This window comes from Mycobacterium sp. shizuoka-1, from assembly GCF_002723835.1.
GTDB lineage: Bacteria > Actinomycetota > Actinomycetes > Mycobacteriales > Mycobacteriaceae > Mycobacterium.
In genome coordinates, this window is sequence record NZ_BEWG01000127.1 from 39,058 (window position 1) to 60,875 (window position 21,818).

Below are 21,818 nucleotides of genomic sequence, written 5' to 3' on the forward strand. Positions count from 1 at the left end.
CCTAGGCTGTGTCCGTGACGTCCGTCGACCTGAACGCAGACCTCGGCGAAGGTTTCGGCGTGTGGGAGCTCGGTGACGACACCGCCATGCTCGACATCGTCACCAGCGCCAACCTCGCCTGCGGATTCCACGCCGGCAACCCGGCCGGGCTGGCGCGCACCAGCCGGTTCGCCGCCGAACGTGGCGTGCGGATCGGCGCCCAGGTCAGCTATCTCGACCTCGCCGGCTTCGGGCGCCGGTTCATCGACGTCGCACCGGCCGAGCTGACCGCCGAGGTGATCTACCAGATCGGCGCGCTACAGGCCCTGGCCCGCGCGGCCGGAACCGATGTCGGCTATGTCAAACCCCATGGCGCGCTGTACAACACGATCGTCACCCATCGCGAGCAGGCCCGCGCGGTCGCCGAGGCGGTGCACGCCGTCGACCCTGGTCTGCCGGTGCTGAGCCTGGCCGGTTCGGTGTTCTTCGACGAGGCCCGCCGCCTCGGATTGCGCACCGTCGCCGAAGCATTCGCCGACCGGGCCTATCACCCGGACGGCACATTGGTGTCCCGCCGCGACGACGGGGCGGTGCTGCACGATCCCGGGCAGATCGCCGAGCGCGTGTCCACGATGGTGCGCAGCGGCCAGGTCCGCGCCGTCGACGGATCCACGATCGACGTTCGAGTGGAATCGATTTGCGTGCATGGCGATTCGCCGGGAGCCGTGGAGATCGCCACCGCGGTCCGTGAACGGCTGCTGCGCGACGGCGTCGAACTGGTGGCGTTCGTCTGATGCGGCTCAAACTCGGCAGGCCCGACATCGACCGGTACCGCAGCCGCTTCGACGTCCCCGCCGCCGCCCAGGACGCCGCGCTGTCGATCACCTGGCTGGGCGTCTCCACCGTGCTCGTCGACGACGGCACCACGGCGCTGCTGACCGACGGCTTCTTCTCCCGCCCGTCGTTACTCGATGTCGGGCTGCGCCGGCTGAAACCATCGGACGCGCGGATCGACTACTGCCTGAACCGGGCCGGGATCAATCGGCTGGCCGCGGTGCTGCCCGTGCACACCCACTTCGACCACGCCATGGACTCCGCGGTCGTCGCCGCCCGCACCGGTGCCCGGTTGATCGGCGGCGAGTCGGCCGCCAACATCGCTCGGGGACATCGCCTTCCGGACGACCAGATCCTCCTCGCCGCGTCAGGGGAAGAGCTGACCCTGGGACCGTTCGCCGTGACGCTCGTCGAGTCGCACCACTGCCCGCCCGACCGGTTCCCCGGTGCGATCACCACACCCGTCGGGCCGCCGGCAAAGGCCTCGGCGTTCCGCTGCGGCGAGACCTGGTCGACGCTGATCCACCACACCCCCAGCGATCGGCGTCTGCTCATCCAGGGCAGCGCCGGGTTCGTGCCGGGCGCCCTCGACGGTCGCCGCGCCGACGTCGCCTACCTCGGCATCGGCCAGCTCGGCGTACAACCCCAGAGCTACCTCGAGCAGTACTGGGAGCACACGGTCACGACAGTCGGCGCCCGCCGGGTCGTGCTGATCCACTGGGACGACTTCTTCCGCCCGCTCACCGCGCCGATGGTTGCGCTGCCCTACGCCGGCGACGATCTCGACGTGTCGATGCGGGTGCTGTCCGGGCTGGCCGAACGTGACGGTGTGGCCGTGCATCTGCCGACCGTGTGGCGACGCGAAGATCCGTGGACCTGAACGCGCCGTGCTGATCGTCGCCGTCGCGGCCCTGGTCGTCGTCCTCGTCTTCGCCATCGCCCGGCCGGCGGGCTGGTCGGAGTCGGTGGCCGCGGTCCCCGCCGCCGTTCTGGTCATCGCGATCGGCGCGGTCTCGCCGCACGACGCGGCCGCCGAGGCCGGCCGCATGCTTCCGGTGGTCGGCTTCCTGGCCGCGATCCTGGTGCTGGCCAAGCTGTGTGACGACGAGGGGCTGTTCGCGGCCGCCGGCGCCTGGATGGCGCGCGGCAGTGGCGGCAGGCCGCGGCGGCTGCTGGGTCAGGTGTTCTTGATCGCGGCGGCCACCACCGCCATCCTGAGCCTGGACGCCACCGTCGTGCTGCTGACGCCGGTGGTGCTGGCGACCGTGCGGGCCATGCGGGTACCGCCTCGCCCACACCTGTATGCCACCGCGCACCTGTCCAATTCGGCCTCGCTGCTGCTGCCGGTGTCCAACCTGACCAACCTCCTGGCGTTCAGCGCCGCCGGCCTGTCGTTCACCCGGTTCAGCGCGTTGATGGCCGCGCCCTGGCTGGCTGCGGTGGCGATCGAATATCTGGTGCTGCGACTGGTCTTTCGTCGTGACCTGGCCGACGTACCGCCCGCGGGCCCGCCCCCGCCCGCGGACACACCGGTGTTCGTGCTCGTGGTACTGGCGCTGACCCTGGCCGGGTTCGCGGCGACGTCGTTCGCCGACCTGTCACCGGCGTGGGCGGCACTTGCCGGTGCGGTGATACTCGGCGTGCGGTCACTGGCCCAGCGGCGCAGCACGATCGGCGGGATCGCGCATTCGCTGAACCTGCCGTTCCTGGTGTTCGTGCTGGCGTTGGCGGTGGTGGTCAAGGCGGTGATGGTCAACGGACTCGACACCGCAGCCGCGGATGTGATGCCGTCGGGGACGGGACTGGTCGCGCTGCTCGGCATCGCCGCCCTCGCCGCCGGGCTGTCCAACGTGGTCAACAATCTGCCCGCGACGCTGGTGCTGCTTCCACTGGTCGCCGCGACCGGACCCGCGGCGGTGCTGGCCGTGCTGATCGGGGTGAACATCGGACCGAACCTGACCTACGCGGGATCGCTGGCCAACCTGCTGTGGCGCCGCGTGCTGCACCAGAACGAGGAGCCGACCAGCGCGCGCGAATTCACCTGGCTGGGCGTGGCGACCGTCCCGGCCTGCCTGCTGGTCGCCGTAGTGGCGTTGTGGGGCGGTGTACGGCTGATCGGGGTGTAGCCGGACTCAGCGGCGGCGCTGGCGGGCGATCTCGGCCAGCACGACGCCCGCTGCCACCGAGGCGTTGAGCGATTCGGTCGGCCCCGCCATCGGGATCGACAGCACCGCATCGCAGTTCTGCCGCACCAGGCGCGACAGTCCTTTGCCCTCGGAGCCGACGACCACCACCAGCGGGCCGGAGCCGTCGAAGTCATCGATCGTGGTGTCGCCCTCGGCGTCCAGGCCGACCACCTGCAGACCGGCGTCACCCCAATCCTTGAGCGTCCGGTTGAGATTCGTGGCCCGAGCGACCGGCACCCGCGCGGCGGCACCGGCACTGGTGCGCCAGGCGACGGCGGTCACCGACGCCGACCGGCGCTGCGGGATCAGCACGCCGTGGCCGGCGAACGCCGCCACCGAGCGGATGATCGCGCCCAGGTTGCGCGGGTCGGAGATGTTGTCCAACGCGACCAGCAGCGCGGGCTCGATGTCAGAGGTCGCCGAGGCCAGCAGATCGTCAGGATGGGCGTAGTCGTAAGGCGGCACCTGCAGAGCGATGCCCTGATGTAACCCGTTGGCGCTCAAGCGGTCCAGATCGCTGCGCGGCACCTCGAGGATGGCGATGCCCCGGTCCGCGGCCAGGGTGACCGACTCCGTCATGCGTTCGTCGGCCTCGGCGCCGAGCGCCACGTACAACGCGGTCGCCGGGGCGTCGGCACGCAGACATTCCAGAACGGGGTTGCGGCCCAACACGATTTCGGTCTCGTCGGCGGGTTTGGCCGACTTGTGCGTCCGCTTGGCTGCTGCGGCGGCGCGTCTGGCAGCCGGGTGACCGGTCCGCTGGTGCGCGGGCGGAGTGGCACCGCGCCCTTCCAGCCCTCGCCTGCGCTGACCACCGGAGCCGACGGTCGGGCCCTTCTTGGTGCCTTCCTTACGGATCGCACCGCGGCGCTTGGAGTTTCCCGCCATCTACTTGCTGCCTTCGTCGCGTAACGCCCATTGTGGTCCGTCGGAGGTGTCGGTGACCTCGATGCCGGCTTTGGAGAGCCGGTCCCGGATCTCGTCGGCTAGACCCCAGTCCCTGGTCTGGCGGGCCTCGTCGCGGCGGTTCAGCTCCGCGCGCACCAGCACGTCCACCGCGCCCAGCGCTGCCGACGTCTCGTCGCGGGTCTCCCAGCGCTCGTCGAGCGGGTCGCACCCGAGAATGCCCATCATGGAGCGGATGTCGCGCGCCTTCGCCAGCGCCGTGTCATGGTCACCGGACTCCAGAGCCCGGTTACCGTCGGCCCGCGCGGCGTGCACCTCGGCCAGTGCCGCAGGCACCGCGAGGTCGTCATCGAGGGCGGCGGCGAACTTCTCGGTCCAGGTGCCGGGCACCACGGAGCCGACGCGGATGCGCACCCGGTGCAGGAAATCCTCGATACCGGTATAGGCCTTGACCGCGTCCTGCAACGCGGTCTCGGAGAATTCCAGCATCGACCGGTAATGCGCACTGCCCAGGTAGTAGCGGAGTTCGGCGGGCCGGACCCGTTGCAGCACAGCGGGGATCGCCAGAACGTTGCCCAGCGACTTGCTCATCTTCTCGCCGCCCATGGTGACCCAGCCGTTGTGCAGCCAGTATCGGGCGAACCCGTCGCCTGCGGCGCGCGCCTGGGCGATCTCGTTCTCGTGGTGCGGGAACACCAGATCCATACCGCCGCAATGGATGTCGAACTCGGCGCCGAGATACTCATGCGCCATCGCCACACACTCGGAGTGCCAGCCGGGGCGGCCCCGGCCCCACGGGGTGGGCCAGGACGGCTCACCGGGTTTGGCGCCCTTCCACAGGGTGAAGTCCCGCTGATCTCGTTTACCGGTGCCCGCGCCTTCGCCCTGGTGCACGTCGTCGATCTTGTGCCCGGACAGCTTGCCGTACTCGGGGAAGGTCAGCACGTCGAAGTAGACGTCACCGGCACCGGTGTAAGCGTGGCCGGTGTCCACCAGCCGCTCGATGAGCTCGACGATCTGGGTGATGTGCCCGGTGGCCCGGGGCTCTGCCGATGGCGGCAGCACACCCAGCGCGTCGTAGGCGGCGCTGAACTCCCGCTCGTGGGTCGCCGCCCACTCCCACCACGGGCGGCCGGCGTCGGCGGCCTTGGTGAGGATCTTGTCGTCGATATCGGTGACGTTGCGGATGAACGCGACGTCGAAGCCCTTCGCGGTCAGCCAGCGGCGCAGCACGTCGAAGGCCACGCCGCTGCGGACGTGGCCGATATGGGGCAGTCCCTGCACGGTGGCGCCGCACAGATAGATCGAGGCGTGACCCGGGCGCAGCGGCACGAAATCGCGCACGCCACCGGTGTAGGTGTCGTGCAGGCGCAGGCCGCTTGAGGTCACGACGCGCCAGCTTACCGGCCTATTCGGGGTTCTTTGGCACCGAGGCTGATCCGGCGACCACCAGTGCGGTGGCGACGGCCGCCATTCCCTCGCCGCGACCGGTCAGCCCGAGCCCGTCGGTCGTGGTCGCCGACACCGACACCGGGGCGCCCAACAGGTCGGACAGCACCCGCGCAGCCTCGTCCCGGCGTGGGCCGATCTTCGGCCGGTTGGCGATGACCTGGACGGCCGCGTTTCCGACCGTGTACCCGGCGCCGGCGATCAGCTCCCGCACATGCGCCAGCATCTGCGCGCCGGTCACCCCACGCCACTGCGGCTGATCAACGCCGAACACCGTACCCAGATCCCCCAGACCCGTCGCCGAGAGCAGCGCGTCGCACAGCGCGTGCACCGCGACGTCGCCGTCGGAGTGCCCGGAGCAACCGTCCGCGCCGTCGAACAACAGGCCCAGCAGCCAGCAGGGCCGACCGGCCTCGATCGGATGGACGTCGGTACCCAGCCCGACCCGGGGAATCGTCATGCGTCCAGCAGCGCCCGTGCCAGCCGCAGATCGAGCGGGGTGGTGATCTTGAAAGCCATGGTGTCGCCCTCGACGGTGTGCACCGGGGTACCCAGGTTCTCCACCAGTGCGGCGTCGTCGGTCACGGTGGCCCCGCCGGCGCGCTCGTAGGCCCGGCGCAACAGCGCGGTCTCGAACCCCTGCGGGGTCTGCACAGCGCGCAGCCCGGATCGCTCCGGCGTGCCGAGCACCACCCCGTTGGCGTCCACGGCTTTGACGGTGTCGATGACCGGAACGACCGGGATGACCGCACGCAGCCCGTCCCGCAGGGCGGCGACCACCCGCTGGATCTGTTCGACCGGCGTCAGGGGCCGGGCGGCGTCGTGGACCAAGACGAATTCCGGTTCGCCGACAGCCTCCAGCGCACGGCGGACGGTTTCGGGACGTTCCGCACCGCCCTCGACGACCGTGGCGCGACCGGCGAGCAGGGCGCTGGTGTCGTCGACACGATCGGCCGGCGTCGCGACCACCACTCGATCCACGACGCCGGAGGCCAACAGTCCGTCGACGGCGCGTTCGAGCATCGTTCGCCCACCGAGCTCCACGAATGCTTTGGGAATTCCCGCGCGCAGCCGTTCACCGGATCCAGCGGCCGTGACAACCGCGACCGTGTCCGACACCGAACCCCTCAGGGCAGTCAGGAGGCGGCGGCCAGCGCCTCGTCGAGAATGATCGTCGCCTTCTCGTCGTCGGTGTTCTCGGCCAGGGCCAGCTCACCCACGAGGATCTGCCGAGCCTTGGCCAGCATGCGCTTCTCACCCGCCGACAGGCCGCGCTCCTGATCCCGGCGCCACAGGTCACGGACGACCTCGGCGACCTTGTTGACGTCACCCGACGCCAGCTTCTCGAGATTGGCCTTGTACCGGCGCGACCAGTTGGTCGGCTCTTCGGTGTGCGGGGCGCGCAGAACCTGGAACACCTTGTCCAAGCCCTCCTGCCCGACAACGTCACGGACGCCGACGTACTCGGCGTTCTCCGCTGGAACTCGAACGGTCAGGTCTCCCTGGGCGACCTTCAAGACGAGGTATTCCTTCTGTTCGCCTTTGATGGTCCGGGTTTCGATCGCTTCGATCAATGCAGCACCGTGGTGTGGATAGACAACGGTGTCTCCGACCTTGAAAATCATCAGTTTCGAGCCCCTTTCACAGACCAATGTTAGCACGGGGGCCGACAGCGTGCGGAACAACGATGCAGGTCAGGGGCATCGGAGGTGAAGAGTGGGGGTTGACATGGTGACGAAAGCGTGCAACACCAACGCCGCGCGCAAGCCCCAGCACACCCTCGGATCGAGGCCCCCGGGCGGCTTTGTCACCGCGCGGGGAACCCTCAGCTACCGCCGCGCCGCACTACCTACTACTCTGCATAGTCGAACCGCGGCGGCGACGCTGCCGTAGCCACAGGCCGAGCAGGAGGCTGTTGTGAACCGCTTGACGAATCGCCTCGTCGCCGCATCCGCCGGCCTGGCCGCCTGCGGGCTGATCCTGACCGGCTGCGGCTCGGGCCAGATCTCGCAGACCGCCGACCAGGAGTCGGCTGTCAACGGCGCCACTGCGAACGTCGCCAACATCGCTCTACGCAACGTGCACATCCAGGCCGTGCAGACCGGTGACTACCTGAAGCCCGGCCGCGCGGTCGAACTGATCTTCGTGGCGGCAAACACCTCGCCCGACGTCGACGACAAGCTGCTCAGCGTCAGCTCCGACGTCGGCTCGGTCGCGCTCACCGGGCCCACCGCGATCCCGGCGGCCAGCTCGCTGATCGTCGGCAGCGCCGACGGCCAGGACGAGGTCGCCCCGATGGGCAGCGCCACGCAGACCAAAGCCGAGGTCACGCTGGACGAGCCGATCACCAACGGCCTGACCTACAAGTTCACCTTCGCCTTCGACAAGGCCGGTCAGACCACCGTCGAGGTACCGATCTCGGCCGGCGGCGCACCGCGCCAGGACGGCGACCCGGTCGGCGGCCACCACTAGCCTGCTGACACGGCGGGCCTGATCCGCCGATCTGTCACACCCAGCCGATAGCGTCACGGCGTGGCCAAGGCGCGTTCGCAGTACCGCTGTTCGGAATGTCGGCACGTCACGGCCAAATGGGTCGGTCGCTGCCCGGAGTGCGGCACCTGGGGCACGGTCGACGAGGTCGCCGGCGTACCCGCCGGCGTCGGTGGAGCGCAGCGCATCGTGGTGCCGTCCTCCCCCGCCGTGCCGATCAGTTCCATCGATCCCGACCGCACCCGCCACTTCGCCACCGGAGTCGGCGAGCTCGACCGGGTGCTCGGTGGCGGCGTGGTGCCCGGCTCGGTGAGCCTGCTGGCCGGCGATCCCGGCGTCGGCAAGTCGACCCTGCTGTTGGAGGTGGTCCACCGGTGGGCACAGTCCGGCCGGCGTGCCCTCTACGTCTCCGGGGAGGAGTCGGCCGGCCAGATCCGGATGCGCGCCCAGCGCACCGGCTGCACCCACGACGAGGTGTTCCTGGCTGCGGAATCCGATGTGCACACCGTGCTCGGCCACATCGAGGCGGTACAGCCCAGCCTCGTGGTGGTCGACTCGGTCCAGACGATGACGGCCGGAGACACCGACGGCGTGGTCGGCGGGGTGACACAGGTGCGCGCGGTGACCACGGCCTTGACCGCCGCGGCCAAGGCCAGCGGGGTGGCCCTGGTGCTGGTCGGCCACGTCACCAAGGACGGGGCGATCGCCGGGCCGCGATCACTGGAGCACCTGGTGGACGTGGTGCTGCACTTCGAGGGCGACCGCAACTCGACCCTTCGGATGGTCCGCGGGGTGAAGAACCGGTTCGGCGCGTCCGACGAGGTCGGCTGTTTCCAGTTGCACGACAGCGGCATCGAAGGCGTGTCCGATCCGTCCGGGCTCTTCCTCGACGAGCGCCCCAACCCGGTTTCCGGCACCGCGGTCACCGTGGCTCTGGACGGCAAACGCCCGCTGATCGGCGAGATCCAGGCCCTGCTGGCCTACCGGCCCGAGAACGCTCCCCAGCGGCGTGCGGTCAGCGGGGTGGACAGTTCGCGCGCCGCGATGATCGCTGCCGTGCTGGAGCGCCGAGCCGGTCTCAAGGTCAGCGCCACCGACATCTACCTGTCGACCGTCGGCGGGATGCGGTTGACCGACCCGTCGTCAGACCTGGCGGTCGCGATGGCGATGGCCTCGGCCTACGCCGACCTGCCACTGCCCGCGTCCACCGTGGTGATCGGCGAGGTGGGGCTGGCCGGGGACCTGCGCCGGGTCACCGGGATGGACCGCCGGCTGGCCGAGGCGGCCCGGCTGGGCTTCACCGAGGCGCTGGTACCGGTCGGCTGCGGCGCGGTGCCCAAGGGCTTCAAGGCCATCGAATCGGCCACCATCGGCGACGCGCTGCGCTCGATGCTGTCGATCGCGAAACGGCCCTACGACAACGTCGTGACCCAGCTTCGGCGGGACGGGTCCGGTAACGACCTCGACGGGGTGGACAATAAGTGGCTGTGAGCACCGTCAACCGGACGAACGGCTCGGCGCAGCCGACGGGCGCCACGCTGCGCGAGACCATCGGGCGGCTGGCGCCGGGCACCGCCCTGCGCGACGGCTTGGAGCGCATTCTGCGCGGCCGGACCGGCGCCTTGATCCTGCTGGGCTACGACGAGCGGGTCGAGGCGATCTGCGACGGCGGGTTCTCCCTCGACGTTCGCTTCGCACCCACCCGGCTGCGGGAGCTGTCGAAGATGGACGGCGCCGTGGTGCTGTCCACCGATGGCAGCCGGATCGTGCGGGCCAATGTGCAGCTGGTGCCGGATCCGACGATCCCGACCGACGAGTCCGGCACCCGGCACCGTTCGGCGGAACGCGCGGCCATCCAGACCGGCTACCCGGTGATCTCGGTGAGTCACTCGATGAGCATCGTCACCGTCTACGTAGCGGGCGAACGGCACGTGGTCGCCGACTCGGCCACCATCTTGTCGCGGGCCAATCAGGCGATCGCGACCCTGGAGCGCTACAAGGCCCGCCTCGACGAGGTGTCCCGGCAGCTGTCCACCGCGGAGATCGAGGATTTCGTCACGCTGCGCGACGTCATGACCGTGGTGCAGCGATTGGAGATGGTGCGCCGCATCGGACTCGAAATCGACTACGACGCAGTCGAACTCGGCACCGACGGCCGGCAGTTACGGCTGCAGCTCGAGGAGCTGCTCGGCGGCAACGACACCGCCCGTGAGCTGATCGTGCGCGACTACCACGCCAACCCGGATGCACCGTCCAAGGCTCAGGTGGCGTCGACCCTGGCTGAACTGGACTCGCTGTCGGACACCGAACTGCTCGACTTCACCGCGCTGTCACGGGTGTTCGGCTATCCCTCGACGGCCGAGGCGCAGGATTCGGCGCTCAGTGCCCGCGGCTATCGGGCGATGGCGGGCATCCCGCGGCTACAGTTCGCGCACGTCGACCTGCTGGTGCGCCGCTTCGGCTCGCTCCAGGGCCTGCTGGCAGCGAGCGCCACCGACCTGCAGTCCGTCGAGGGCATCGGCGCGATGTGGGCGCGGCACGTCCGCGAGGGTCTGTCCCAGCTGGCCGAGTCGACGATCGCCGACCGACTGGTCTAGCCGGCCGGAGCCGGCGCCGGCGGCAGGGCCTCACCCTGGCCGGGCGCCGCGGGCGGCTGATCGCCCGCGGGCGGAACCGCACCCGGCGGCGGCGCGTCGGCCAGGATGAACGGCACCGACGACGACCGCAGGTTGCCCAGCTGGACCACGAGGTTGTAGGTGCCCGGGCCGATCGGCTGGCGCGGCAGCGGGCACTGCGGTGCCGAGCCCATTCCGGTCCAGGTCACCTCGGTGGTCACCTGCTCGCCCGGGTTGAACGTCTTGACCAGCGTCTCGTTGGAGGGCGCGCAGTCCAGGTTGGACCACAGCCGCTTGCCGTCCAGCGAGTACACGTAGGCGGCGAGCACGGCCGCTCCCACGTCACGCTTGCAGGCCACCAGGCCGATGTTGGTCACCACCATGGTGAACTTCGGCTGATCGCCGATGACGTACTGCGGCTGGTTGGTGATGCCCTTGACCGCCAGGTTGGAATCCGGGCAGTCGTCGCCCTCCTTGAGCACCGGCGGCGGCATCACGGCCTCGGTCGGGGTGGCCGACGGCGCGACCGGTCCCGAGGCCGGTGGCGGCGGTGCGACGACGGGAGCCCTGTTCTCCGGCTGCGGATTCTGGGGTTGGGCCGCGGCGGTGGTCGTCACGGCGCTCTTGTTGTCGGAGCTGCCGCTGAAGATCACGAAGGCCACTCCGACAACGATCGCGACGACGACCGCGACGATGCCGATCGCGAGGCCACGGCGTCGCCAATAGATTTGCGAGGGAAGAGGTCCACGCGGTTCGAGATCCAGCACGTTCTCACGGTAAGGCCAGGTCACCGCGAGTTGTTCGACCCTGCCCGGCGTGTCGCCTTGTTCGCTAGCTGAAAAAGTGGTTATTCGCCGATGTCGCCGAGGTGTTCGCGCAGCACAACCTTGCCGTCGGCGAGGTGATAGGTCAGGCCGACGATCGCCAGGTTTCCGGCGGCGACCCGTTCGGCGATCGCGGTGGACCGGGCCAGCAGCTGCGTCCCGGTCTCGATCACGTGGCGGGCCTCGAACTCGTCGACGCGGGACAGCCCCTCACGCCGGCCGACCAGGATGGACGGCGTCACACGCTCGACGACGTCGCGGACATACCCGCCCGGCACGGCGCCGTCGTCAAGAGCCGACAGCGTGGCCTTGACCGCGCCGCAGCTGTCGTGACCGAGGACCGCGATCAGCGGCACGTTGAGCACGGTGACCGCGTATTCGATGGAGCCGAGCACCGCGGAATCGATGACGTGACCGGCGGTGCGCACGACGAACATGTCGCCCAGGCCCTGATCGAAGATGATCTCGGCGGCGACCCGGCTGTCGGCACAGCCGAAGATGACCGCGGTCGGCGTCTGCCCTGCGGCCAGCCGGGCGCGGTCCTCGATGCTCTGACTGGGATGCTCGGGCCGGCCGGCGACGAATCGCTCGTTACCCTCCTTGAGTGCCTTCCAAGCGGTTACGGGGCTGGTATTCGGCATGGCACACATTGTGCCTTGTCGCCGGCCCAGGGATGACATGAGTTCCATTAGTGCCGAGCTCGTCGACTGGTACTCCCGTGCCCGCCGCGACCTGCCGTGGCGCGAACCGGACGTGACGGCGTGGCAGATCCTGGTCAGCGAGTTCATGCTGCAGCAGACCCCGGTCGCCCGGGTGGCGCCGATCTGGCTGGATTGGGTGGCCCGCTGGCCGACGCCCTCGGCGACGGCCGCCGCCAGTGCCGCGGACGTGCTGCGGGCCTGGGGCAAGTTGGGCTATCCGCGGCGAGCCAAGCGGCTGCACGAGTGTGCGATCGCGATCGCCACCGACCACGCCGATCAGGTGCCCGACGACGTCGAGGTGTTACTGACCCTGCCCGGCATCGGCGCCTACACCGCCCGGGCCGTGGCCTGTTTCGCCTATCAGCAGAGCGTGCCGGTGGTGGACACCAACGTCCGCCGGGTGGTCGCCCGCGCGATACACGGGCTGGCCGACGCGGGTAACCCGTCGGCCACTCGCGACCTCGCCGACGTGGCCGCCCTGCTACCCGATGACGACACCGCGCCGGTGTTCTCGGCTGCGCTGATGGAGCTCGGCGCCACCGTGTGCACGGCCCGATCGCCCAAGTGCGGGATCTGCCCGCTGAGCTTCTGCGCGTGGCGAGCCGCCGGGCACCCGGCGGCCACCACCGCGCCGCGGCGGGCGCAGCGTTATGCGGGCACCGACCGGCAGGTGCGCGGCCGGTTGCTGGATGTGCTGCGGGCCAGTTCGGCGCCCGTACCGCGCGCCCAGCTGGACGTGGTGTGGCTGACCGACACCGCGCAGCGCGATCGCGCCTTGGATTCGCTGCTGGTGGACGGTTTGGTGGAGCAGACCGCAGACGGCCGGTTCGCGCTGTGCGGAGAGGGCGAGCGAGCGCCCTGATCACGCCGAGCGGGCGAAGCGACGCCGGTAGTCCGACGGTGTGACGCCCACGATCCGCCGGAAGTGGTGGCGCAGCAGGGTGGCGGTGCCGAAGCCGGCCCGCTCGGCGATGCGGTCGACGTCGAGGTCGGTCTCTTCGAGCATCCGGCGCGCGTAGAGCACCCGCTGATCGGTGACCCACTGCATAGGGGTGGTGCCGGCCTCCTCGACGAACCTGCGGGCGAAGGTGCGCGCCGACATGTTGGCCCGGCGGGCCAGGCTGGCCACGGTGTGCGGCTTGTCGAGGTTGGACAGTATCCAATCTAGTTGAGGGGCAAAGCCTTCCGAGCATCGAGCCGGGATCGGCTGCTCGATGTACTGCCGCTGACCGCCGTCGCGTTGCGGGGGCACGACCATTCGCCGGGCGATGATGTTGGTGACCGTGCTGCCGAGTTCGCGGCGGACCAGGTGCAGGCTCGCGTCGATACCGGCGGCGGTGCCCGCGCTGGTCACCAGGTCGCCATCGTCGACGAAGAGCACGTTGCGGTCGATGATCGCCGTCGGGTAGCGCTGAGCGAGGTCGTCGGCGTGCATCCAGTGCGTCGTGCAGCGGCGCCCGTCGAGCAGACCAGCCTCCCCCGCGACGAAGGCGCCGGAGCACACGGTCAGGATCGTCGAGCCGGCGGCGTGGGCGGCCCGCAGCGCCGCCAGCACCTCCGGCGGGTAGGCCTCGACGGGGCCGGTGACCGCCGCCACCGCCACCACGTCGGCACCGATCAAGGCATCGAGGCCGTGATCGGGCACCAGGTGCGCTCCCACGCTGGTGCGCAGCGGCTCACCGGGCGTGGGACCGCAGACCTTGAAATCGAAGTTCGGCACCCCGTCGGCGGACCGGTCGATGCCGAAGACCTCGCAGATGACCCCGAACTCGAACACCGCCAGCCCGTCGAGGACCAGCGCCGAGACACTCTTCAACGGCATGGCAGAATCTTATCTGACAGGGTCAGTACTGCCACTGTTGGCAGGATCTAATCTGCCGAAACATTACTGCCATGTCTGCACTATCCGCATTCCTGCACAAACTCCGGCTGCATAGCGATCAATTCCGGGTGAGCGCTCCGATGGTCGGTCCGCTCTTCGCCGATGACGCCGACGCACGCCGGATCCATCACGACCTCGACGCGGTGCGCTCGCGGTTCGAGCAATACCCGACGTGGCCGTCGTCAGGCGCCCTCGGGGAGCGCCGTTAGGAAGGCCTCGACGGCGTCCCGGTAGCGATCGGGGGCGTCGTCATGGACCAGATGGCCCGCGCCCGGCACGTGGACGTAGCGCGCAGACGGTCCGGCCAGCTCGGCCATCCGGCGCATCTGCCCAGGCGGCGACACCGAGTCGCCGGCCTCGATCAGCAACACCGGAACGCGCACCGCCCGCCACTGCTGCCAGTAGTCCCGGGTCCCCCACTGCGCGGCGATCTCCACCCATCGAGCGGGCTGTCCGTGCAGCCGCCAGCCGGTCGCGGTACGGTCGAAGGCCTCCAGGAAGTAGCGTCCTGCGATCGGCCCGAACTCGCCGAGAACCTCATCGGCAGTGGAGTATTCGACCGGCAACGCGTGCACCCAGGGCTCCCATGGACCGGTCGTACGGCCGACGAAATCCGGAGCCATGTCCTCGACCACCAGCGCGCTCACCAGATCGGGCCGCTGCGCGGCCAGACACCAGGAATGCAGACCACCCATCGAGTGCCCGACCAACACCGCCGGACGGCGCAGCCCGGCGACCGCGTCGCCGAGATCGGCAACGAACCGCTCGGTGCTCACGGGGGCGGAGTCCTCGACCTCGCGGCCGCGATGCCACGGCGCGTCATAGGTGTAGACCGACCCGAACCGGGTCAGCCACGGCACCTGCCGCGACCACGTGGTGCCGCGGCCCATCAGGCCGTGCACCAGCACCAGCGGCCGGCCGGTGCCGCCCCGATGCGTCAGCGATTCGGTACTCACCGATTCATCTTGCGTGGTCGGCCATCACCTCCGGCCGGCGCGGTAGCCTTGCGCCATGTCCGTGGTGAAGATCAACGCAATCGAGATTCCACCGGGTGCCGGCCCCGAGCTGGAGAAGCGGTTTGCCAACCGCGCCCACGCCGTCGACAACCAGCCGGGATTCCTCGGCTTCCAATTGCTACGGCCGGTCAAGGGCGAGGACCGCTATTTCGTGGTGACCACCTGGGAATCCGAAGAGGCCTTCCAGGCGTGGGCATCCGGTCCGGCGATCCACGCGCATGCCGGTGAACGGGCAAACCCGGTGGCCAAGGGTGCCCATCTGCTCGAGTTCGAGGTTGTGTTGGACGTTGCCGGGACCGGCGACAAGGGTTAGCGCGCGCCGGGTGCGCCGGACCGCGGTCGCCCTGGCCACCGTGATCGCCTCCGCCGCCGCCCTGGCAACCAGCTGCGCACCGGCACCCGCGCCGCCGGCCAACGCCGGCGCGGGGGTCCGCATCGACCTCAACACCCCCACCGCAGTGCGGGCCAAGCAGGTCATGGACATGCTGAACTCGGACTGGCCGATCGGGCCGGCGAGCGTCAAGACGCTGGCCACACCCGAGATGGTGGACCCGGTCGCCACCAGCATGGACTCGCTGTGGTGGGACCGCCCCTACACCCTGGCCGGAGCGGACATCGGCGCCAACGTGGCAACTCTGCACCTGCTGACCTCCTACGGCGCCCGCCAGGACATCGACCTGCGCATCGCCGACGACACCTTCGTCAGCCGGTTCGTCGTCACCACCGAGAAGCCCACGATCGAATCGTGGCAGGACGTCGACACCGTGCTGAGCCGCACCGGGGCCCGCTATTCGTGGCAGGTGTCCAAGGTGAACGACGGCCGCTGTGAGAAGATCGCCGGAACCAACACGTCCGAATCTTTGCCATTGGCTTCGATTTTCAAGACCTACGTGCTGTACGCGGTGGAAACTGCCGTCACCGCAGGCACATTGAGGTGGGACGACAAACTCACGATCACCGCCGAGGGCAAGAAACTCGGCACCTCGGGCTTCGACAAGCTGCCGCCCGGCTCGCAGATAACGGTGCGCGAAGCCGCGGGCAAGATGATTGCCACGAGCGACAACATGGCCACTGATCTGTTGATCGGGCGGCTGGGCACGCACGCCATCGAAGAGGCACTCGTCAGCGCAGGCCACCACGACCCGGCGAGCATGACCCCGTTCCCCACCATGCGCGAGCTGTTCGCGATCGGCTGGGGGAACCCCGATGTGCGGGAGAACTGGAAGACCGCCGCCGTCGCACAGGACCGCGCGAAACTGTTGCACGACGCGGATTCTCGGCCGTACGACCCTGACCCGATGCGTTCCCACTCTCCCGGCTCGGCCTACGGCGCTGAGTGGTATGGCAGCGCTGAGGACATCTGTCGCGTGCATGCGGCCCTGCAGCACAATGCTGTTGGGCCCGCGGCGGCGGTGAAAGACGTGATGTCCGAAACCGCAGGCATCGATCTGGATCCTGCCGAGTGGCCCTACATCGGCGCCAAAGCGGGGAACCTGCCCGGCGATATGACATTCAGCTGGTATGCCGTCGATCGGACCGGCCAGGCGTGGGTGGTCAGCTTCCAGCTCAACTGGCCCCGCTTCCACAGCGCGACCGCCGGCGGCTGGGTGATGATGATCATCAAGCAGGTGTTCGGCCTGCTACCCCGCTATCGCTGACGCAGGGTCCACACCGCTGCCCGAAAGTGCAGGACAGTTCGGCTTGCGGGCGCAACGTCGATGCGCCAGAACGACTTCGGCGGCGCGTCGAGAGCGCTGAGGATCGCCGCACGGATCACCGCGGGATGAGTCACGGCCACGATCGGACCCGGCGCGCGGCCGACATCGGCCAGCCACCCCCGCACCCGGGCCAGAAGATCGACGATCGACTCCCCGCCGTGCGGACGGCTGTCGGGATCGGTGAGCCACCGCGTGAGCTGATCGGGCGGCACGGTGTCCAGCCCCTTACCGCGCCAGCCGCCGCAGTCCAGGTCGGCCAGGCGGATGTCGGTGCGGGCCGCCAGCCCGAATGCCGCGGCGCTCTGACGGGCCCTGACCTCCGGGCCGCACAACACTGTGTCGGCGGCACCGATCTCGAGCCCGTCGAGCTGGCGACGCCCCAGCGCGTTCAGCTCCTCGTCGACCGGGAATCGTCCGGCTGCCATGGCGTCGGTCATGGCGTGCGACACCAGCGTCAGCCGGACGACCTCACTCACGCAGCGATGGTCTCCCGGTCCGGACTGCCGAGCAGCCGGTGCATCAGGGCGGCGAACACCGCGCCGATCGTCGCCCACATGACCACCTGGGTGCCCAGCGAGTAGAGCCGGAACTCGTAGAGCAGATCGGCCGGGAAATGTTCGGGGGTCTCGTCGATCGCCGGCAGCGCGACCATCACCACCGCAATCGCGACGACGTAGCCGCCGGCCGCGATCAGCGTCGCGTTCCAGCCGTCCAACCGCTGGGCGAGCCTGCGCCGCACCAGCACCGCGGCGACGAACAGCGCCGCCGACAGCACCACCATCAGCACATACAGCAGGGTGCGCTGCCGGATCGTCTCCTCGAGGCTGGCCGCCGGCGGGTTGGGCGGATACTTCAGCGCCGGAACCACATACAGGCACAGCAGCATCGACCCGGCGACCCGCATCGCCAGTTGCCGCGGCGCGGTTTCGCCGACCCGGCCATAGACCACCGCAAACACCACCGCCAGCAAGGCGCCCATCGCGACCGCGAACGCGAAGACGCCGAAGCCCATGCCGATGTTGCCCTGCACTCCACGGGTGAACAGTTCGACGCCGTGCTCGTGCTCACCGTGGGAGTGCGCCATCTCGTCCTCGAAACCGATCGCACGGTCGATCACCGGCTCGGTGAAGATTTTCGCGAACACGAAGGCGAGCACACCGCCGAGGGCGCCGGCCAGGATGCCGCGCCAGATTATTGACTTTTCCACGGGGCCGGATCGCTCAGTGGCAGGGGAAGCCGAGCAGATGGCGGGCGTCATGCACGAATTCGTGGATGTACATGTTGTCGCCGAACACCGAGGTGGCGCCCTGGTCGACGCCGACGAAGTAGAGGACCAGCAGCGCGAAAAACGCGGTCAGCGAGAGCCAGGCGACGGCTTTGGCGGCCGACAGATCGACCGCGCGAGAGCGGCCCGAGTGCGTGTGCGGAGTAGTCATCGGTGTCCTTCCGGGGAGCTGCGCGTCCCGCATGTGAACCATGACGAGTGTCAGGTCTGACTGTCAACAGTGGCGCGACCGTTCTGGAATTTCACCAGATTCCTCGACTCGTCCTTACTCCGAGGATGCTATACCCGTGCGGGGTCAGCTGCCGCCGTAACCCAGCTGCTGCGCGGTGTACTTCGCAGCCTCGGTGACCGGCACGGCTTGCACGGCGGTGCCGTAGGCACAGATCTCGGTCCAGACATCGCCGAGCTCGGTGGTGTCGAAGCGCATCCCGACGATGGCGTTGCCGCCGCGGTTGCGTGCCTCGTTCATCAACCGGCTCATCGCCTCGTTGCGGCTCTCGGCGAGGTTCTTGGTCATGCCCTGGAGCTCGCCGCCGAACATGCTCTTGAAGCCCGCGCCCATCTGCGAGAAGGCATTGCGCGATCGCACGGTGAGACCGAAGACCTCGCCGCACACCCGCTGGATCTCCCAGCCGGGGATGTCGTTGGTGGTGACCACAAGCATGTGGTGAGACTAGAGATTCATCGTGAATACGAAAAGACCCCCGACGTTCGTCGGGGGTCTTTTCGTCACGCGTCTACTCGCTGGCGGTGCCTGCGTTGGCCAGGTCCGCCTCGGCGGGCACGGCACGCTTGGGTCCACCGGTGAAGGTGAACCTGGCGTCCTCGCCCTGACCTTCGCCGTCCCAGTTCTCCACGTCGACGGTCACCAGCTGCCCCGGGCCGACCTCGTCGAAGAGGATCTTCTCGCTCAGGGCGTCCTCGATCTCGCGCTGGATGGTCCGGCGCAACGGCCGGGCACCCAACACCGGGTCGAACCCGCGCTTGGCCAACAGGGCCTTGGCCTTGTCGGTCAGCTCCATCTCCATGTCCTTGGTCTTGAGCTGCTTGGAGACCCGGCCCACCATCAGGTCGACCATCTGGATGATCTCGTCCTGAGTCAGCTGGTGGAACACGATGATGTCGTCGATGCGGTTGAGGAACTCCGGACGGAAGTGCTTCTTCAGCTCGTCGTTGACCTTCTGCTTCATCCGCTCGTAGTTGTTCTCGCCGCCACCCTGGGTGAAGCCGAGACCGACCGCCTTGCTGATGTCGGAGGTGCCCAGGTTCGAGGTGAAGATCAGCACGGTGTTCTTGAAGTCGACCGTGCGGCCCTGGCCGTCGGTCAGACGGCCGTCCTCGAGGACCTGCAACAGGGTGTTGTAGATCTCCTGGTGAGCCTTCTCGATCTCGTCGAACAACACCACCGAGAACGGCTTGCGCCGGACCTTCTCGGTGAGCTGGCCGCCCTCCTCGTAGCCGACGTATCCGGGCGGGGCACCGAACAACCGCGACGCGGTGAAGCGGTCGTGGAACTCGCCCATGTCGATCTGGATGAGCGCGTCGTCGTCGCCGAACAGGAACTCCGCCAGCGCCTTGGACAGCTCGGTCTTACCGACACCGGACGGGCCGGCGAAGATGAACGAGCCGGACGGGCGCTTGGGGTCCTTGAGGCCGGCGCGGGTACGCCGGATCGCCTTGGAGACGGCCTTGACGGCGTCCTCCTGACCGATGATCCGCTTGTGCAGCTCGTCTTCCATCCGCAGCAGCCGAGTGGTCTCCTCCTCGGTCAGCTTGAACACCGGGATACCGGTCCAGTTGCCGAGAACCTCGGCGATCTGCTCGTCGTCGACTTCCGCCACGACATCGAGATCACCTGAGCGCCACTGCTTTTCACGCTCGGCGCGCTGGGCGACCAGCTGCTTCTCCCGATCGCGCAGGTTCGCCGCCTTCTCGAAGTCCTGCGCGTCGATCGCGGACTCCTTCTCCCGGCGCGCGTCGGCGATCTTCTCGTCGAACTCGCGCAGGTCTGGCGGAGCGGTCATCCGGCGGATCCGCATCCGGGCGCCCGCCTCGTCGATCAGGTCGATCGCCTTGTCCGGCAGGAACCGGTCGTTGATGTAGCGGTCGGCCAGGGTGGCCGCCGCGACCATCGCGGCGTCGGTGATCGACACTCGGTGGTGCGCCTCGTAGCGGTCGCGCAGACCCTTGAGGATCTCGATGGTGTGCGCCACCGTCGGCTCACCGACCTGGACCGGCTGGAACCGGCGCTCCAGGGCGGCGTCCTTCTCGATGTACTTGCGGTACTCGTCGAGGGTGGTGGCACCGATCGTCTGCAGCTCGCCGCGGGCCAGCTTCGGCTTGAGGATCGACGCCGCGTCGATCGCGCCCTCGGCGGCACCCGCGCCGACGAGCGTGTGCAGCTCGTCGATGAACAGGATGATGTCGCCGCGGGTGTTGATCTCCTTGAGCACCTTCTTCAGGCGTTCCTCGAAGTCACCGCGGTACCGGCTGCCGGCCACCAGCGACCCGAGGTCAAGGGTGTAGAGCTGCTTGTCCTTCAGCGTCTCGGGGACCTCGCCGTGCACGATCGCCTGGGCCAGGCCCTCCACGACGGCGGTCTTGCCGACGCCGGGCTCGCCGATCAGCACCGGGTTGTTCTTGGTGCGCCGGCTCAGCACCTGCATCACCCGCTCGATTTCCTTCTCGCGGCCGATGACCGGGTCGAGCTTGCCCTCCATGGCGGCAGCGGTCAGGTTGCGGCCGAACTGGTCGAGCACCAGCGACGTCGACGGGTTACCGGACTCGCCGCCGCGGCCGCCGGTGCCGGCTTCCGCGGTCTCCTTGCCCTGGTAGCCGCTCAGCAGCTGGATGACCTGCTGGCGCACGCGGGTCAGCTCGGCGCCCAGCTTCACCAGCACCTGGGCGGCCACACCTTCACCCTCACGGATCAGGCCGAGCAGGATGTGCTCGGTGCCGATGTAGTTGTGGCCGAGCTGCAGCGCCTCGCGCAGGCTCAGCTCGAGCACCTTCTTGGCGCGGGGGGTGAACGGGATGTGCCCGGACGGGGCCTGCTGGCCCTGGCCGATGATCTCCTCGACCTGGCTGCGGACGCCCTCAAGTGAGATGCCCAGCGACTCCAGCGACTTGGCGGCTACGCCTTCACCCTCATGAATAAGGCCCAGCAGGATGTGCTCGGTGCCGATGTAGTTGTGGTTGAGCATCCGGGCTTCTTCTTGGGCCAGGACGACGACCCTGCGGGCACGGTCGGTAAATCTCTCGAACATCGTCGGTTACCTGCTCTCCATCACGATTAGGTACAGCGGTAGTCACCACGTACCTGTCGTCCACTCTAATGGCGGCCTCGGGAGGCGTCCTCCCTTGCCACCCATACCGCGTCTGCTGCGGTGCGGACTAAACACACCAACGCGGCAGGCCAACGAAACGTTTCCGGTATCGAACGCCCAGCGATTCGCCGCGAGCGAACGCGGCTGATCGCGCGGCGCGGCGGTGGTGAAGGGGCTGAACGGGCCGCCGTAGGGCCCTCCGCCAGGCCCTACGTCGCGGCGTGGAAGGCGTCGATGATGTCGGCCGGGATGCGGCCCCGGGTGGACACCTTGTGTCCGTTGCGACGGGCCCAGTCCCGGATCGCCGCACTCTGCTCTCGGTCGATGGAGGCTCGGCCTCGGCCGGCCGGGCCCGAGCGGCCGCGACGACGGCCGCCGACGCGGCGACTGGCCTCGACCCACTGCTTGAGATCGTTGCGAAGTTTCTGAGCATTCTTTGCAGAGAGATCGATCTCATAGCTCACACCGTCGAGCGCGAATTCGACCGTTTCATCCGCGGCGCCTGCCCCGTCGAAATCATCGACAAGAGTGACGGTAACTTTCTTGGCCATTGCCTCACTGAATCCTTAAGCCTGCGCACAACAACCGCCAGTAAGACGTCCTGCCT

General features: G+C 68.8%; 25 protein-coding genes. 10 read left to right on the top strand and 15 right to left on the bottom strand.

Features of this window, described 5'->3' with window-relative positions; genetic code table 11:
• Positions 1–14: 14 nt before the first annotated feature.
• The 3 genes from MSZK_RS30165 to MSZK_RS30175 are packed head-to-tail and all read left to right on the top strand — an operon-like array spanning position 15 to position 2,939.
• Positions 15–773 (top strand): LamB/YcsF family protein, encoded by a 759-nt coding sequence (locus MSZK_RS30165; RefSeq protein ID WP_099252227.1) that lies wholly within the window; start codon positions 15–17, stop codon positions 771–773.
• Complete coding sequence (locus MSZK_RS30170) at positions 773–1,693, top strand: MBL fold metallo-hydrolase (protein WP_099252194.1); 921 nt, start codon at positions 773–775, stop codon at positions 1,691–1,693. Before MSZK_RS30165 ends, MSZK_RS30170 begins: the two co-directional genes overlap by 1 nt.
• Before the next feature lie 10 nt (positions 1,694–1,703).
• Positions 1,704–2,939 carry an SLC13 family permease gene (locus MSZK_RS30175; RefSeq protein WP_199203551.1) on the top strand — a complete coding sequence of 412 codons (1,236 nt, stop codon included), beginning with the start codon at positions 1,704–1,706 and terminating at the stop codon, positions 2,937–2,939.
• Positions 2,940–2,945: 6 nt separating this feature from the next.
• On the opposite strand, the gene rlmB is transcribed toward MSZK_RS30175, so the two are convergent.
• Genes rlmB through carD form a run of 5 tightly spaced genes read right to left on the bottom strand, consistent with a single transcriptional unit; the run spans position 2,946 to position 6,979 of the window.
• The gene (gene rlmB, locus MSZK_RS30180) at positions 2,946–3,887 is read right to left on the bottom strand and encodes a 23S rRNA (guanosine(2251)-2'-O)-methyltransferase RlmB (RefSeq protein ID WP_099252196.1); all 942 of its coding nucleotides are present in this window, start codon (positions 3,885–3,887) and stop codon (positions 2,946–2,948) included.
• The gene (cysS, locus tag MSZK_RS30185; protein WP_099252197.1) at positions 3,888–5,294 is read right to left on the bottom strand and encodes a cysteine--tRNA ligase; all 1,407 of its coding nucleotides are present in this window, start codon (positions 5,292–5,294) and stop codon (positions 3,888–3,890) included.
• A 19-nt stretch (positions 5,295–5,313) separates the two neighbouring features.
• Entirely contained in the window at positions 5,314–5,814 is a 501-nt protein-coding gene (gene ispF, locus MSZK_RS30190) for a 2-C-methyl-D-erythritol 2,4-cyclodiphosphate synthase (RefSeq protein ID WP_099252198.1), read from the bottom strand.
• Positions 5,811–6,473, bottom strand: coding sequence for a 2-C-methyl-D-erythritol 4-phosphate cytidylyltransferase (gene ispD / locus MSZK_RS30195; protein ID WP_099252199.1), 663 nt, complete (start codon positions 6,471–6,473; stop codon positions 5,811–5,813). Before ispD ends, ispF begins: the two co-directional genes overlap by 4 nt.
• 17 nt (positions 6,474–6,490) lie before the next feature.
• Positions 6,491–6,979, bottom strand: coding sequence for an RNA polymerase-binding transcription factor CarD (gene carD / locus MSZK_RS30200; protein WP_005138865.1), 489 nt, complete (start codon positions 6,977–6,979; stop codon positions 6,491–6,493).
• A 292-nt stretch (positions 6,980–7,271) separates the two neighbouring features.
• Between carD and MSZK_RS30205 the strand changes: the two genes are divergently transcribed.
• Genes MSZK_RS30205 through disA form a run of 3 tightly spaced genes read left to right on the top strand, consistent with a single transcriptional unit; the run spans position 7,272 to position 10,441 of the window.
• Positions 7,272–7,826 (top strand): hypothetical protein, encoded by a 555-nt coding sequence (locus tag MSZK_RS30205; protein ID WP_099252200.1) that lies wholly within the window; start codon positions 7,272–7,274, stop codon positions 7,824–7,826.
• A gap of 60 nt (positions 7,827–7,886) precedes the next feature.
• Positions 7,887–9,335 (top strand): DNA repair protein RadA, encoded by a 1,449-nt coding sequence (radA, locus tag MSZK_RS30210; RefSeq protein ID WP_099252201.1) that lies wholly within the window; start codon positions 7,887–7,889, stop codon positions 9,333–9,335.
• Positions 9,332–10,441 carry a DNA integrity scanning diadenylate cyclase DisA gene (gene disA / locus MSZK_RS30215; protein WP_371411421.1) on the top strand — a complete coding sequence of 370 codons (1,110 nt, stop codon included), beginning with the start codon at positions 9,332–9,334 and terminating at the stop codon, positions 10,439–10,441. Before radA ends, disA begins: the two co-directional genes overlap by 4 nt.
• On the opposite strand, the gene MSZK_RS30220 is transcribed toward disA, so the two are convergent.
• The gene (locus MSZK_RS30220; RefSeq protein ID WP_199203547.1) at positions 10,438–11,226 is read right to left on the bottom strand and encodes a hypothetical protein; all 789 of its coding nucleotides are present in this window, start codon (positions 11,224–11,226) and stop codon (positions 10,438–10,440) included. The two genes, disA and MSZK_RS30220, sit on opposite strands and share 4 nt — an antisense overlap.
• An 80-nt stretch (positions 11,227–11,306) precedes the next feature.
• Positions 11,307–11,924, bottom strand: a complete 618-nt coding sequence (locus MSZK_RS30225; RefSeq protein WP_099252204.1) for a carbonic anhydrase — start codon at positions 11,922–11,924, stop codon at positions 11,307–11,309.
• A 37-nt stretch (positions 11,925–11,961) separates the two neighbouring features.
• Between MSZK_RS30225 and MSZK_RS30230 the strand changes: the two genes are divergently transcribed.
• Positions 11,962–12,846: an A/G-specific adenine glycosylase gene (locus tag MSZK_RS30230; RefSeq protein WP_199203548.1), complete on the top strand. Its 885-nt coding sequence runs from the start codon at positions 11,962–11,964 to the stop codon at positions 12,844–12,846.
• On the opposite strand, the gene MSZK_RS30235 is transcribed toward MSZK_RS30230, so the two are convergent.
• Positions 12,847–13,806: a helix-turn-helix domain-containing protein gene (locus tag MSZK_RS30235; protein WP_099252206.1), complete on the bottom strand. Its 960-nt coding sequence runs from the start codon at positions 13,804–13,806 to the stop codon at positions 12,847–12,849.
• 71 nt (positions 13,807–13,877) lie between these two features.
• Here MSZK_RS30235 and MSZK_RS30240 point away from each other — a divergent pair, with 71 nt between their 5' ends.
• Positions 13,878–14,075: a hypothetical protein gene (locus MSZK_RS30240; protein WP_099252207.1), complete on the top strand. Its 198-nt coding sequence runs from the start codon at positions 13,878–13,880 to the stop codon at positions 14,073–14,075.
• Here the strand turns inward: MSZK_RS30240 and MSZK_RS30245 are convergent.
• Positions 14,049–14,756: an alpha/beta fold hydrolase gene (locus MSZK_RS30245; protein WP_233211599.1), complete on the bottom strand. Its 708-nt coding sequence runs from the start codon at positions 14,754–14,756 to the stop codon at positions 14,049–14,051. The genes MSZK_RS30240 and MSZK_RS30245 overlap by 27 nt on opposite strands.
• Positions 14,757–14,877: 121 nt before the next feature.
• Here MSZK_RS30245 and mhuD point away from each other — a divergent pair, with 121 nt between their 5' ends.
• Both mhuD and MSZK_RS30255 read left to right on the top strand, forming a co-directional pair.
• A complete protein-coding gene (mhuD, locus tag MSZK_RS30250) occupies positions 14,878–15,195 on the top strand; it encodes a mycobilin-forming heme oxygenase MhuD (protein ID WP_099252209.1) in 318 nt (105 codons plus the stop codon).
• Positions 15,170–16,540, top strand: a complete 1,371-nt coding sequence (locus MSZK_RS30255; protein ID WP_102869268.1) for a serine hydrolase — start codon at positions 15,170–15,172, stop codon at positions 16,538–16,540. Before mhuD ends, MSZK_RS30255 begins: the two co-directional genes overlap by 26 nt.
• On the opposite strand, the gene MSZK_RS30260 is transcribed toward MSZK_RS30255, so the two are convergent.
• The 6 genes from MSZK_RS30260 to lsr2 form a co-directional block, all read right to left on the bottom strand.
• Positions 16,531–17,076: a histidine phosphatase family protein gene (locus MSZK_RS30260; protein WP_099252211.1), complete on the bottom strand. Its 546-nt coding sequence runs from the start codon at positions 17,074–17,076 to the stop codon at positions 16,531–16,533. The genes MSZK_RS30255 and MSZK_RS30260 overlap by 10 nt on opposite strands.
• The gene (locus tag MSZK_RS30265; protein ID WP_099252212.1) at positions 17,073–17,807 is read right to left on the bottom strand and encodes a CbtA family protein; all 735 of its coding nucleotides are present in this window, start codon (positions 17,805–17,807) and stop codon (positions 17,073–17,075) included. The genes MSZK_RS30260 and MSZK_RS30265 overlap by 4 nt, the downstream gene beginning before the upstream one ends.
• Before the next feature lie 13 nt (positions 17,808–17,820).
• Positions 17,821–18,036 carry a CbtB-domain containing protein gene (locus MSZK_RS30270; protein WP_099252228.1) on the bottom strand — a complete coding sequence of 72 codons (216 nt, stop codon included), beginning with the start codon at positions 18,034–18,036 and terminating at the stop codon, positions 17,821–17,823.
• A 144-nt stretch (positions 18,037–18,180) separates the two neighbouring features.
• Positions 18,181–18,549, bottom strand: coding sequence for a YbjQ family protein (locus tag MSZK_RS30275; protein WP_099252213.1), 369 nt, complete (start codon positions 18,547–18,549; stop codon positions 18,181–18,183).
• Positions 18,550–18,622: 73 nt separating this feature from the next.
• Positions 18,623–21,151, bottom strand: a complete 2,529-nt coding sequence (gene clpC1, locus MSZK_RS30280; RefSeq protein WP_099252214.1) for an ATP-dependent protease ATP-binding subunit ClpC — start codon at positions 21,149–21,151, stop codon at positions 18,623–18,625.
• 269 nt (positions 21,152–21,420) lie between these two features.
• Positions 21,421–21,762 (bottom strand): histone-like nucleoid-structuring protein Lsr2, encoded by a 342-nt coding sequence (lsr2, locus tag MSZK_RS30285; RefSeq protein ID WP_099252215.1) that lies wholly within the window; start codon positions 21,760–21,762, stop codon positions 21,421–21,423.
• Positions 21,763–21,818 lie beyond the last annotated feature (56 nt).

What these genes read in the sequence shown, in the direction of transcription:
- carD (WP_005138865.1), bottom strand. Translation starts at nt 6,979, where the DNA reads ATGATTTTCAAGGTCGGAGACACCGTTGTCTATCCACACCACGGTGCT.
- rlmB (WP_099252196.1), bottom strand. Translation starts at nt 3,887, where the DNA reads ATGGCGGGAAACTCCAAGCGCCGCGGTGCGATCCGTAAGGAAGGCACC.
- ispF (WP_099252198.1), bottom strand. Translation starts at nt 5,814, where the DNA reads ATGACGATTCCCCGGGTCGGGCTGGGTACCGACGTCCATCCGATCGAG.
- MSZK_RS30245 (WP_233211599.1), bottom strand. Translation starts at nt 14,756, where the DNA reads ATGGGCCGCGGCACCACGTGGTCGCGGCAGGTGCCGTGGCTGACCCGG.
- MSZK_RS30270 (WP_099252228.1), bottom strand. Translation starts at nt 18,036, where the DNA reads ATGACTACTCCGCACACGCACTCGGGCCGCTCTCGCGCGGTCGATCTG.
- MSZK_RS30275 (WP_099252213.1), bottom strand. Translation starts at nt 18,549, where the DNA reads ATGCTTGTGGTCACCACCAACGACATCCCCGGCTGGGAGATCCAGCGG.
- lsr2 (WP_099252215.1), bottom strand. Translation starts at nt 21,762, where the DNA reads ATGGCCAAGAAAGTTACCGTCACTCTTGTCGATGATTTCGACGGGGCA.
- clpC1 (WP_099252214.1), bottom strand. Translation starts at nt 21,151, where the DNA reads ATGTTCGAGAGATTTACCGACCGTGCCCGCAGGGTCGTCGTCCTGGCC.
- MSZK_RS30170 (WP_099252194.1), top strand. Translation starts at nt 773, where the DNA reads ATGCGGCTCAAACTCGGCAGGCCCGACATCGACCGGTACCGCAGCCGC.
- MSZK_RS30225 (WP_099252204.1), bottom strand. Translation starts at nt 11,924, where the DNA reads ATGCCGAATACCAGCCCCGTAACCGCTTGGAAGGCACTCAAGGAGGGT.
- MSZK_RS30230 (WP_199203548.1), top strand. Translation starts at nt 11,962, where the DNA reads ATGAGTTCCATTAGTGCCGAGCTCGTCGACTGGTACTCCCGTGCCCGC.
- MSZK_RS30240 (WP_099252207.1), top strand. Translation starts at nt 13,878, where the DNA reads ATGTCTGCACTATCCGCATTCCTGCACAAACTCCGGCTGCATAGCGAT.
- MSZK_RS30235 (WP_099252206.1), bottom strand. Translation starts at nt 13,806, where the DNA reads ATGCCGTTGAAGAGTGTCTCGGCGCTGGTCCTCGACGGGCTGGCGGTG.
- mhuD (WP_099252209.1), top strand. Translation starts at nt 14,878, where the DNA reads ATGTCCGTGGTGAAGATCAACGCAATCGAGATTCCACCGGGTGCCGGC.